The 10512-nt window shown below is 69.4% G+C and carries 8 protein-coding genes and 2 pseudogenes; 5 read left to right on the forward strand and 5 right to left on the reverse strand.

Annotated features, from left to right (window positions below):
- Nucleotides 1-154 precede the first annotated feature (154 nt).
- The 4 genes and pseudogenes from ACZ3HV_RS38000 to ACZ3HV_RS38015 form a co-directional block, all read left to right on the forward strand.
- The gene (locus ACZ3HV_RS38000) at nucleotides 155-1039 is read left to right on the forward strand and encodes an NADP-dependent oxidoreductase (protein WP_465691827.1); all 885 of its coding nucleotides are present in this window, start codon (nucleotides 155-157) and stop codon (nucleotides 1037-1039) included.
- Between the two features lie 61 nt (nucleotides 1040-1100).
- Nucleotides 1101-2003, forward strand: a complete 903-nt coding sequence (locus ACZ3HV_RS38005; RefSeq protein ID WP_465691829.1) for a sugar phosphate isomerase/epimerase family protein — start codon at nucleotides 1101-1103, stop codon at nucleotides 2001-2003.
- On the forward strand, nucleotides 2003-3109 hold the full coding sequence (locus tag ACZ3HV_RS38010; RefSeq protein ID WP_465691831.1) for a Gfo/Idh/MocA family protein: 1107 nt from the start codon (nucleotides 2003-2005) through the stop codon (nucleotides 3107-3109). The genes ACZ3HV_RS38005 and ACZ3HV_RS38010 overlap by 1 nt, the downstream gene beginning before the upstream one ends.
- 97 nt (nucleotides 3110-3206) lie before the next feature.
- Nucleotides 3207-3386: pseudogene (locus tag ACZ3HV_RS38015) on the forward strand (substrate-binding domain-containing protein); the annotation flags it as partial.
- A gap of 99 nt (nucleotides 3387-3485) precedes the next feature.
- Here ACZ3HV_RS38015 and ptsP read toward each other — a convergent pair.
- The 5 genes and pseudogenes from ptsP to ACZ3HV_RS38040 all read right to left on the reverse strand — a co-directional run bounded on the left by ptsP (nucleotide 3486) and on the right by ACZ3HV_RS38040 (nucleotide 8449).
- Complete coding sequence (gene ptsP, locus ACZ3HV_RS38020) at nucleotides 3486-5534, reverse strand: phosphoenolpyruvate--protein phosphotransferase (RefSeq protein WP_465691847.1); 2049 nt, start codon at nucleotides 5532-5534, stop codon at nucleotides 3486-3488.
- Nucleotides 5535-5558: 24 nt separating this feature from the next.
- A pseudogene (gene dhaM, locus ACZ3HV_RS38025) lies at nucleotides 5559-5960 on the reverse strand (dihydroxyacetone kinase phosphoryl donor subunit DhaM); the annotation flags it as partial.
- Nucleotides 5957-6607 carry a dihydroxyacetone kinase subunit DhaL gene (gene dhaL, locus ACZ3HV_RS38030; protein WP_465691849.1) on the reverse strand — a complete coding sequence of 217 codons (651 nt, stop codon included), beginning with the start codon at nucleotides 6605-6607 and terminating at the stop codon, nucleotides 5957-5959. The pseudogene dhaM and the gene dhaL, both read right to left, overlap by 4 nt.
- Before the next feature lie 20 nt (nucleotides 6608-6627).
- Entirely contained in the window at nucleotides 6628-7626 is a 999-nt protein-coding gene (gene dhaK / locus ACZ3HV_RS38035; protein ID WP_465691833.1) for a dihydroxyacetone kinase subunit DhaK, read from the reverse strand.
- 46 nt (nucleotides 7627-7672) lie between these two features.
- Complete coding sequence (locus tag ACZ3HV_RS38040; RefSeq protein WP_465691835.1) at nucleotides 7673-8449, reverse strand: MIP/aquaporin family protein; 777 nt, start codon at nucleotides 8447-8449, stop codon at nucleotides 7673-7675.
- Nucleotides 8450-8598: 149 nt separating this feature from the next.
- Here ACZ3HV_RS38040 and ACZ3HV_RS38045 point away from each other — a divergent pair, with 149 nt between their 5' ends.
- Entirely contained in the window at nucleotides 8599-9408 is an 810-nt protein-coding gene (locus tag ACZ3HV_RS38045) for an IclR family transcriptional regulator (RefSeq protein WP_465691837.1), read from the forward strand.
- Nucleotides 9409-10512 lie beyond the last annotated feature (1104 nt).

Here is a 10512-nt window from a genome sequence, read left to right on the forward strand (position 1 = left end):
GAGGAAACGCCGGGGCGGCGACCGGATCGGGGTCCGGTCCTCGCAGTGATCGCCACACCATAGGGCGGCCGGATCGCGCCCGTGCCGGACTCGGTTCGCTGACCGGAACACCGTCCGGCCGGGACTCGCACCCCCGCGGCTAGCGTCCGGTGCCATGCCTCTCGCCTATGGATTCACTGAGTACGGCGGCCCTGAATTCCAGCGCTTCCTCGACCTTCCGATGCCCGAACCCGGCTCCGGCGAGGTGCTCGTCGCGGTACACGCGGCCGGGGTGAACCCAGTCGACTGGAAGGTCCGCGAAGGCAAGCACCGCGCCTTCCTCCCACTCGAGTTGCCCGCCGTCCTCGGTCGCGAAGTGGCCGGAACCGTGCTCCGGTCCGGATCCGGTTTCCAGGAAGGTGACCGGATCTGTGGGCCGACGGTCGGTGGATGCGGCGGATACGCCCAGGTCGCGCTCCTCCCCGCGGACCGCGCGGCCCGGATGCCCGCCGGCCTGTCGTTCACGGACGCCTGTGTGCTTCCGATCGCGGCCGGTACGGCGTACGAGGCACTCGAAGCGTTGGACCTCAAACCCGGCGAGAGCCTGCTGATCCTCGGGGTCGGCGGCGGCGTGGGCACGGTTGCCGCGCAACTGGCGATGATGCGTGGGATCGAGGTGGCCGGGACGGCCAGCCTGGCGAAACATGCTTACGTCGAGTCACTCGGAGCCGTTGCCTACGACCATGACCAGCCTCCGCCGCGGGCCGACGCCGTACTCGATCTGGTCGGTGGGGATGCCTTGCACCACGTGACCGGCGATCGGATCCTGGGCGTCGCGGATCCGGACGTGCTTGCGCAGTACGGCGCTCGTCCGCTCAAGCGCAGCGGGGATCCGGAGGTGCTCGCCGTACTGACCGAGCTGGTCGCGAACGGGAAAGTCGATCCCGGTGTCCGGCACGTGTTCCCGTTCGCCGAAGCCGGTGATGCACTCGCATTGGTGGAGGCCGGCCATGTGACCGGAAAGGTCGCGATCGGTTTGCCTACCGGACCACGACGCTGACCCCTCCAGCCGCATCGTCCATAGCATGCGACGACGGCCTGACCCCGATGGAAGGACGACCATGACCGCACTGCCCAGCTCGCGTCTCGCGCTCAACCCGATCCAGTGGATGGCCACCGACGACGGCTGGCTCGACCCGTCCAAGGCGCCTGAGCCCACGGAGCAGCTCGCACTGGTCAAGAAGGCCGGCTTCGACGGCGTGATGGCCGCGGTACCGGCCGACTGGTCCGTCTCGCAGTACCAGGCGGCGGTCGGCGAGGCCGGCCTGGCCCTGGCACCCGGGTACTTCGTCTGCCGTTCGGACGGGCGCGATGGCACCGAGGGCGACGTATTGGCGAGCGCGCGCGAGGTTGCGCGGCAGCACGCGGAACTCGGACTCGCCGACATCGGGCTCGGCATGGGGATGAAGCAGGACGCCGTCCGGGTGCTGCATCCGGCGCAGGGGTACGACGCCGAGGCCGCGCGACTGGAGTCGGTGACCGGGCTGATCGGCCAGATCGCCGACGTGATGACGGCTGAAGGGGTACGCCCGGCCCTGCACCCGCACGTCGGGACCTGGTGCGAGACGGACAGCGAGGGCCGCGCGGTCCTCGAAGCAGTGCCGGCCGACAAGCTCGGCTTCCTGCCCGACACCGGTCACCTCGCCTGGGCCGGCGTCGACGTCGGCGCCCTGATCAGCGACTACGCCGACCGGATCCCGTTCGTGCACGTGAAGGACTGCCGTCTCAGCGTCGGTCGGGAGGGGCGCTCCGGGGACTGGGACTACAAGAAGATCGTCAGGTCCGGTCTGTGGGCCGAGCCGGGCCGCGGTGAGCTGCCGCTGGTCGAGATTCTCGGTGCCCTGGGCAACGACTTCGGCGGCTGGCTGATGGTCGAGGTGGACAAGCCCGACATCGACGACCCGTACGAGAGCGCCGTCGCGTCTGCGACCTGGATGCGGGCTACCTTCGGAGGCGGTCGGTAATGGCCGACCATCGCCTCGGAATCCTGGGCAGTGGCAACATCTTCGGCCGTTACGTCACCGGGTTGAGCCGCTACCCGTCGCTGGAGATCGCGCGGGTCGGCGACATCGACACCACCCGGGCGAAGGAGGCCGCGAACGAGTTCGGCATCCCGGACTGGGGCAACGACGAGGACCTGTACGCCGACGACTCGATCGACATCGTCGTCAACCTCACGCCGCCGGTGCACCACGCTGCCACGATCACGGCCGCGCTACGGGCCGGCAAGCACGTGTACGTCGAGAAGCCGCTGGCGACCACGGTCGACGACGCTCGAGCCGTACTGGATGTGGCCGCGCAGACCGGCAAGATCCTCGGCTCGGCGCCGGACACCTTCCTCGGCAGCGCGAGCCAGACCGCGCGGAAGGCGCTCGACGACGGCCTCATCGGCGAGCCGATCGGCGCGTCCTTCTTCATCGGTCACAGCAAGGCCGAGAAGTGGCATCCGGATCCACGGTTCCTGTTCCGGGACGGCGGCGGGCCTGTCCTGGACATGGGTCCGTACTCACTCGCGATCCTGGTCAACCTCCTCGGCCCGGTCGCCTCGGTGAGCGCCTCGAGCCGGATCGGGGCAGCCGTGCGGACCGTGACGTCTCCGAACCGCGCGGTCGACACGATCGAGGTCGACGTACCGACCCATGCGGCGGCGATCTTCACCTTCGCCTCCGGTGTCATCGCCTCCGCCCAGCTGAGCTTCGACGTCTGGGACAGCGACCTGCCTCACATCGAGGTCTACGGCACCCGCGGCACCCTCTCGCTGGCGAACCCGAATCACTTCGACGGCGACGTCCGGCTCAAACGCCACACCGACGACGCGTGGGTCGTCCTACCACCGGTCACCGAACTCTTCGGCGCCGTCGGCACCCGCGAACAAGCCCGCCGTGGCCTCGGCGTCAACGACCTCGCCACCGCCATCGAAGGCGGCCCCCACCGAGCAAACGCCACCTTCGCCCTCCACGTCCTCGACTCCCTCACCGCCGTACAAACCTCATCCGACACCAACGCCCCCGTCCTTCTCACCACCACCTGCGACCGCCCGGCACCAGACGATACGGATCGCAACGTCTGATCCTGTCTCCTCGAGCCGAGACGACTTCAGGACGGGCGGCCCGATCCGCGATCTGGAGATCCGTCCGGCCTGGAACCGCGTGACCGGGTACGCCCGAATGCGCGAGGTTCCCGAATCCGGCCCGCCCAGCTTCACCGGCGTACTCGCCCACACCGACCACGTCGCCGCCGGCGCCAGGCAGGCACTCCGCGACGCCGGACTCCGGGTCCCCGAAGAGATCTCGATCGTCGGCTTCAACCACGACTCCTTCGCCGCTGACGTCCAGCTGACGACCGTCCACATCCGCCTGCGAACTCGGCAGCACCGCCGCCCTCGCCATCGACCCCACAACGACCGAACCCCACACCACACTCGGCGCCCGCCGACACTGTGCGGATCAGCCGAGGATCGCGCGGACGTCTCGGGGTCCTGCCGCAGTCAGGGCGCGGTGTACCAGGTCGGCGTCTGCGGCACGGTCGATCTGACGGACGGCCTGCTTCACGGCAGCGACGGAGGACGGTGCCACGCTGAGTTCGCGGACGCCGAGTGCCACCAGTAGTGGAGTCGCCGCTTCGTCGGCCGCCAGCTCGCCGCAGACGGCGACCAGGCAGCGGCCTTCGGCGGCCCGGCAGACAGCCCGGATCAGGTGCAGCACGCCAGGGTCGAGCGGGTCGCCCAGCGAGGCGACTGACGGGTTTCCCCGCTCGGCGGCCACGGTGTACTGGGTGAGGTCGTTGGTGCCGACGCTGAAGAAGTCGACGTGCGGCGCGAAGGCATCTGCTTTGAGGGCCGCGGCCGGGACCTCGACCATGATCCCGACTTGCAGTCCCGCCGGCCGACCGCGGCCAGCGAGCTGGATCGCACGGTCGAGGTGATGCCGCGCGTCCGCGAGCTCGTCGACGGTGCTCACCATCGGGAACATCACGCTGACGGGCGTCTCGTAGGCTACCGCGACGATTGCACGGAGCTGGTCGTCGAGGAGGTCGCGCTGGGCCAGTGCCAGCCGGATGCCCCGCATACCCAGGAATGGATTGGCCTCGGGCGGCTGGGGTACGTACGGAAGCGGCTTGTCGCCTCCGATGTCGAGGGTCCGCAGGGTCAGGCGTTGTCCGCCGAGTGCGTCGGCCAGCGACCGGTAGACCTCGATCTGTTCCTCGGTCGTGGGTGGTTGGTGCCGGCCGAGGTACAGGAACTCGGTGCGGACCAGGCCGGCGAGTTCGGCGCCGTTGTCAGCGGCTGCGCGCGCGTCCGGGACGGATCCGAGGTTGGCCCCGACAAGGACCTCGACCCCGTCGTGCGTGACGGCCGGCGAGAAGGCTCCCGCCCTCGCCAGCGCGGTCTTCGCCCGTGCTTGCCGGTCGGCGGCGTCGAGCTCACGAAGCGTCTCCTCGCCGGGGTCGACGAAGACCCGTCCCGTCGTACCGTCAACGGCAACGGTCGTACCGGATGGTACGTCCAGCACAGCTGGTCCGGCAGCGACCACAGTGGGGATGGCGCGGGACCGCGCCAGGATCGCGCTGTGGCTTGTCGGGCTCCCCGCGGCCATGACGATGCCCGTCACTCGCGAGGTGTCCAGGTCGGCCACCTGGGCCGGGACAAGGTCATCGACGATCAGCACGCCCTCGCCCTCGATGCTGATCGCCGGCGCGCCGGTCAGCGCACGCGCTACCTGCTGCCCGACCGCGTGAACATCGAGGGCGCGGGCTTGCAGATACTCGTCCGAGACGCCCGCGAACTCCGCCTCGACGGACGCGATCGCGTCGATCCAGGCGCGCGGTGCCGCCTGGCCTGCCGCGATGTGGGCGCGAACTTTGTCGAGGAGATCGGTGTCGTCGATGAGCATGAGGTGGGCATCGAAGATGGCCGCCTCGCCTTCGCCGCCCTCGCGTGCGGCCGCGACCCGGATCCGCTGTATCTCGCGTCGAACCTCGGCGATCGCGGCCCGGACGCGTCGCCACTCAGTCGGTCTGTCGCCAGGCACCTCGTCTGGGATCTCGACGTCGGCTGCCCGCATCGAGACCGCCGGACCGATGGCGATGCCGGGCGACGCCGGCATCGGTGTCCCGTGCGCGCGATGTCCGGTGGATCTCTGAGGTCCGGCTGCGCTGGTCTGGTCTTGCTCGTCGAAACGACGATCGGCGAGCGCGAGGACGTGATTCAGGGCCTCGTGAGCTTGGCTGCCCGTCGCGGCCACTTCCACCCGATGGCCGCAGAGCGCACCCAGGGTGGCGACCCGGGACAGGCTGGTGGCGGGAACGGGGCCTGCCCCGGTGTCGAGATTGCGTAGCTCGATCCGGGCGTCGAACAGACGGGACTCCTGGACCAGCCGGGCGGCGGGTCGCGCGTGCAGGCCGTGCCGGTTGGCGATCTTCACAACCGCTGTGTACGTCGGCGTCTGGTTGCTGGTGTCCGCGGGTAGCCCGTCGGCGGCCGAGAGGTCAGCCACGATCGATGGGCCCGGTGGGGGCGCGGCCAGATGCCCCTGCTTGGCGGCCAGCGACCCGACCGCCTCGGCTGCGACCTCCGAGGGGGTCGCGCCGCCCGCCGCGGCGACGGCAGCCACGACGAGCCCCTCTACGAGCGGGGCCGCGCACAGGACCGCACGCTCCCGGACATCGGGGTCGACCATGTCCAGAGCCATCTCAGCGGACAGAACCGCGCTACCGAGGTCCATCAGCACCACGACGCCCGCACCGTCATCGGCCGCTTCGATCGCCTTCACGATCGCGGTCGCGTCGGTCCCGAACGTCGCCGCGTCCAAGCCGGCGGCCACCGCGATCCGGACCTCGGAGCCGTGCAGCATCTCTGCCGCGAGCGACGCCGCCGCCTCGGCCAGGGCCCGGCTGTGGGACACCACGACCAGGCCCGTCACTGCGACACGTCCCCGGACAGCGCCCGTGCCGCGGCGGAGATCAGCAGCGCTGCCGACGTTGCGCCCGGGTCCTGGTGTCCCACGCTGCGCTCGCCGAGGTAGGACGCCCGACCCTTCCGCGCCAGCATCGGGATCGTGGCGTTGCACCCGGCGTCCGCCGCCGCGGTCGCGAGCGACAACGCGTGGCCCAGGTCTTTCCCAGCCGTGACGGCGTAGTCCAACGCGTCGCAGGCGGGCGAGAGTGCGTCGTACATCGTCTTATCCCCGGCCTGTGCACGTCCGCGGGCCACGACACCGTCCAGACCTGCGCGCAGAGCCGCGGCGAACGCCGGCGCGTCGAGCGAGTCGACGTCGCCCGCACTGCCTGCCATCCGGAGGAACAGAGAGCCGTACAACGGGCCGCTGGCACCTCCGACCGAGCTCACGAGCGTCATCCCCATCGTCTTCAGTAGGGTTCCCGGCGAGACTGCGGCGTCACCGGCGAGGGCAGACACCGCGGCCGATGTGCCCCGGCTCAGGTTGGCGCCGTGGTCGGCGTCACCGATCGCGGCGTCGAGCCGAGTGAGGAGGTCTCGGTTGCGGGCGACCTCCGCCGCGAACAGGCTCAGCCAGGATCGGATCGCCTCTGCGTCGACCACAGCCCGCACCTCTGGTACCGGCGGCGTGCTCACAGGCCCCACCGCAGAGCCGGAGTCCGCACCGGGGCGTCCCAGAGCCGCAGCATCTCGTCGTCGAGCTTGAGAAGTGTGACCGAGCAACCGGCCATGTCCAGGCTGGTGATGTAGTTCCCGACGAGCGACCGGGTCACCGAAACTCCTGCCTTCGCCAGCAGCCGGTCGATCTCGTGGTACATCAGGTAGAGCTCGATCAGGGGCGTTCCGCCCATGCCGTTGACGAAGGCAAGGACGCCGTCGCCGGAGAACTCGAGGTCGTCCAGGATCGGATCGACGAGCATCCTGGCCATCTCGGCCGCGGGCGCGAGCGGCACGCGTGTCCGGCCGGGCTCCCCATGGATCCCGATGCCGACCTCGATCTGGTCGTCCGGCAGATCGAAGGTGGGTTTCCCTGCCGCGGGCACCGTGCAGGACGTCAGAGCCAGGCCCATGCTCCGGCCGGCGGCGTTCACCCGCCGGGCGACGGTAGCGACGTCGGACAGACTCCGCCCCGCCTCCGCGGCCGCACCCGCGATCTTCTCGACCAGGACGGTGACGCCGACACCGCGGCGACCCACGGTGTACAGGCTGTCCTGCACCGCGACATCGTCATCGGTCACCACGGCCACGACCTCGGCACCACCGGTCGCGCCGGCCATCTCGGCGGCCATCTCGAAGTTCATCACGTCGCCGGTGTAGTTCTTCACGATGTGCAGCACGCCGGCTCCACCGTCGACACCGTTCGTGGCGGCCGTGATCTGGTCGGGGACCGGCGAGGTGAAGACCTCGCCGCAGGCGGCGGCGTCGAGCATCCCGTGACCGACGAAGCCTCCGTGCAGGGGCTCGTGCCCCGAACCACCTCCGGAGACAAGGCCGACCTTTCCCGGCCGCGGCGCATCGCCACGGAAGATCACCTTGTGCTCGTGGTCGACGCGCAGCTCCGGATGGGCGGCATCGACACCGAGCAGTGACTCGGACAGGACGTTGGCTGGGTCATTGATGAGCTTCTTCACGGGACTGGCTCCTCGTGCTGGTCGGGCTTCAGGTGGAGGCGGGAGGTCAGGCGCGATTGGCGGGTTCGGCCAGCAAGGGCGCCGGTACTGTGCTGTCGGGGGACTCGACGACCTCGCCGACACCCTTGACGAGGGCTTGGTAGAGCAGCGCCGCCAGCGCTCCGGCGAGGAGTTCGGCGACGACGTAGACCGGCAGTTGCTCCCACTTCACCGTGCCTCCCGCCAGTTGCAGGACGAACATCGGGCCGAAGGTGCGAGCAGGGTTGATGGAGGCGCCCGTGGCCGGGGCGACCGGGATGATGGCCGCGAAGACGACCAGGCCGATGGCCACGCCCGCGAACCCGGCCGGCGCCTTTCGATGGATCACGCCGAGCACGGTGAACACGAGGATGAAGGTCCCGACGAACTCCGCGGCGAACGCCTGCGGCACACCGACCGTGTCGGCGTACGACGCGACGCCGAGGCCCACCTCGCTCGCTTTGTCGCCGAGTACAGCGATGATGGCCGCGGCTCCGATCGTCGCGCCGACGACCTGCGCGGCGAGGTAGGTGGGCACCTGCCTCCACGGGAACTTCCTGGTTACGGCGAGGCCAAGGGTGACGGCGGGGTTGATGTGGTTGCCGCTGATGTGACCCAACGCGTAGACGGTCGCCACGACGATGGTCCCGAACGCGAGCGAGATCATCCCGAGGTCGGCCATGGTGAAGGGGGCGTCGCCGTTGACGATGAGGGTCGCAGGTACCGACCCGACGCCGATGAAGACGAGAAACGCGGTCCCGATGACCTCGGAGGCGATCTTCTGGGGAGTGGACGGTTCGCTCATGGCATCTCCTCCACCGAGCGCCCGGCGGGCCTCGGCATTGCTTGGAATACCATTCGATAATGTCGAATGGTGCTCGAAGGTACGCTGCTGCTTGACACCGCGCAATACCTTGCGCCGACCCGATCTGAGCTGGCTTGGAGAGTGACGAGTTGATCCAGTCCGTCGACCGCGCGCTGCGCATCCTCACCGTGCTCCAGGGCGGTCACCGGCTCAGCCTCGGCGAGATCGCTCAGCGCCTCGACCTTCCACCGTCCACCGTTCACGGCATCGTGCGCACTCTTCTCGTCCACCGCATGATCGTGCAGGAGCACGACTCGGGTCAGTACCGCCTCGGCCCGGCCGTGCTCACCCTGGGCAACGTTTACCTCGACACCCTCGAGCTGCGGTCCCGCGTCGCGCCCTGGGCCGAGGATCTCGCCCGCCGCACTGGTCTCGCCGTACGCACCGCCGTGGCCATGGCCGAGGACGTCGTGGTGGTGCACCACGAGCCCCGGCCTGACGGTTCGCGCCAGATGCCTGAGGTCGGCATCGTGATTCCTGCCCATGCGTCAGCGCTCGGCAAGGCGATCCTCGCCTTCGACGAGGAGGCCGCTGAAGGGCTCCTCGACGGAGGAACCCTCCGCAGCATGACCGGTGAGACGATGACCGATGCCCGCGCGCTCCGCAAGCAGTTCGACGAGGTTCGCGTGACCGGCATCGCCGAGGAGGTCGAGGAGGCCGTGCTCGGGGAGTGCGGCCTCGCGGCCGTTCTCAGCGACAGGCTCGGGGGCGCGGTGGGTTCGATGGGCCTTGTCGCCCCGACCAGCGATTGGCCAGTCCCGGCCGGCGTCGTCGCGAGCCTGCGGACTGCCGCACGGTCGGTCTCGCGGGAGCTCGGTGCCACGTCCTGGCCGCCGGTCGGCCACGCGCCCCGGGCCTCGGAGATGGGTACCCGCCGCCGGCGTCCGCGGCCGGCCTGACGCGGCCGCCGCCGGCTCGGTCGTCAGAGGGGACGCCTTCGGTCTGGTCGCATTCATCGGGATTGCAGCGGTCATCGGCGCCAGCCTGCGCACGTGGCGCGCCTATGAGGCCGCGGAACGGGCCGAGGGGGGAAGCCACCCGCGAAGAGGAAGCTCGCGCCAGGTCGCCGAGCAGCGGCTGCGCATCGCACGGGAACTCCAAACGCACCTGTTTACGCACCCTAATCAGCGCGAAGGGACGCGTAGCGATGAGAACTCACGCAGGCCACGCAGGCACCGGATCCCTTATGAATAAGAGCTTTCGCTCATCATCGACAAACCATGATCACCCTCGGCTGCACATCAGCGGGTTCGGGGTTCGAGTCCCTGGCAGCGCACAAAAGCCCAGGTCACCACGGTGACCTGGGCTTCTTCATGCCTGCAGGTCACCTCTATTCGACCTTTCAGCCACGCATCTCTCCCGGTCGCTCGACCTTGCAGCCATCACCTGATCGTGACTGTGCGTCACATCACATCGGTTCGCGACCTTAACGACCTCGCCGATCCTCCACACCGGCCGCGTGTTGAACAGGCAACGCTCACACCGGTTGGAGGCAACACCTGCCGAGGCCACCACCCCTGCCCATCGGAACCTGGGGACAGATCTCCACCAGAACCACGAAGACCACCACGATCGGCAAACCCGCCAAGCACCTGACCCACGCCAAGTTCCGCGACCACGACGGCAAAGTCCGCGCCGTCACCGCCACCGGCAAAACCAAGACCGCCGCACGAACCGCCCTGCTCACCAAACTCCGGAACCGCGCCGGATCAACCACCTCCTCGACCTGTGGGAGCGAAGGTTCGAAGGACTGGTCGCCGACGGGACACGCTCACACCTCCCTCGACACCTACCGGCGCGCCCTGAACAACCACGTCCGACCCGCTATCGGCGAAGCCACCACCCCACGCCTCGACACCGTCCTCACCGACATCAAGGACCACGAACGGCTTCCCGCCGTACGTCGCATTCGCCGCACCGCGGACACGGCGCTGGGTGTTTGCGTATCGCCTGCTTGATGGGAGAGGGTTGGGCCTGGAGCGCCGGGAAGTCTGGTCGGCAGT

This window comes from Kribbella sp. NPDC020701 (assembly GCF_055562215.1).

Bases quoted from the DNA above. Each gene is read 5' to 3' on its own strand.
- ACZ3HV_RS38000 (WP_465691827.1), top strand. From the start codon at position 155: ATGCCTCTCGCCTATGGATTCACTGAGTACGGCGGCCCTGAATTCCAG.
- ACZ3HV_RS38005 (WP_465691829.1), top strand. From the start codon at position 1,101: ATGACCGCACTGCCCAGCTCGCGTCTCGCGCTCAACCCGATCCAGTGG.
- ACZ3HV_RS38010 (WP_465691831.1), top strand. From the start codon at position 2,003: ATGGCCGACCATCGCCTCGGAATCCTGGGCAGTGGCAACATCTTCGGC.
- ACZ3HV_RS38040 (WP_465691835.1), bottom strand. From the start codon at position 8,449: ATGAGCGAACCGTCCACTCCCCAGAAGATCGCCTCCGAGGTCATCGGG.